At 64.2% G+C, this 1,234-nt stretch carries 1 protein-coding gene; it reads right to left on the reverse strand.

The window, feature by feature from the left end; genetic code table 11:
- The coding region (locus E3O48_RS06100) for an IS4 family transposase (RefSeq protein ID WP_134537719.1) at positions 1–1,193 on the reverse strand (1,193 nt) is incomplete at its 3' end.
- Between the last annotated feature and the right edge of the window lie 41 nt (positions 1,194–1,234).

The following is a 1,234-nucleotide window of genomic DNA, read 5'->3' on the forward strand; positions in this document are numbered from 1 at the left end:
AAAACGCCCTGAGCCACGGAGCGGCGGGCGATGCGGAGTGCGGCGATGAAGGAGACCCTGTCAGGATCACGGTGAGCGTGCTGGGCGGCCTCGACCATGAGGGTGCGGATCGCGTAGTGGCAACAGAGGTGGCCCCAGATCTCCTGCTTGACCAGGTCGGGGGACTTAGACCGCATCACCATGCGCGGGCCGCGTTGATGAGTTTTCAACTCATCAAACACGGACTCAATCTCCCACCTCTCGGAGTACACGGTCGCGAGTTCTTCCGCGGAGGCCTCGGCCGGATCAAGGATCGTCGTCAACAACCGGTAGGCGTCAGGGTTGTCGCGTCCATCGTCGATCGTGTAGTCCACGACCCGCACGGTCAACGGTGGTGTCGATTGCCGTCCCGGGCCCGAGGTCGGGATGATCGTCGCCAGCCAGGACCCGTCAACGAGGGTCTCCTGATACCGGGGGCGGAGGTTCGTCTTGACCCGCCAGAGCAGATCAGCGCCCGTCGCTGCCGCCTGCGCCCACAACCGAAACCCGTAGAAGCCGCGGTCGGCGAGGACCAACATGCCCGGTTCCAAGCGCCCCGCGAGCTCCCGGGAAAGTTCAATTTCCGACGTCGTGCACGGGCCCATCACCGCATCCAGAACGGCATGCGTCCCGCACTCAGCCAGCGCCACCAGACGCGCCTGCGGGAAAGCAGATTGCTCCCCCCGGCTCACCGGCGGGCGGCCAAAGAACTCCGCATTCACCACGCTGTCGGCCAGATCCAAGATTGTGCCGTCGATGGACATCAGGCGCCGTCCCGCCAACCACGACCCTGGCGTGTCAGGCCCTGCCAGCGGCCGGGCGACTCGGGTAAACAGGTCCCGCACCGGCTCAAACCCGAGCCGCCGACGCGCCTGAAAGATAGCCGACTTCGATGGCGGCGCATACGCCTCGGACCAGCCCGAGGACCAGGACAGACCATCCGTCAGCTGAGCGAACACATCCTCGTAGGACGCTTCGGCATACAAGCCCATCCCGATTGAGAAATACGCCATCACGCGCGCCGGCAACGCCCGGTTGCGCTGCTCCGTCCGGCCCGCGGCCTGAACCACCTCATCGATGACATCAGCAGGGAACACGCGGGTCAACAAACCGACCGACACTAAATCCGACAACCGACGGTCAGAGACCGGTTTCACCCACCCTGTACGCGCCATATCCACAACGTAACACGAGAATGCTTAACTGAACGGTATTG

It is taken from the genome of Cryobacterium sp. HLT2-28 (genome assembly GCF_004402495.1).
Taxonomy (GTDB): Bacteria; Actinomycetota; Actinomycetes; order Actinomycetales; family Microbacteriaceae; genus Cryobacterium; species Cryobacterium mannosilyticum.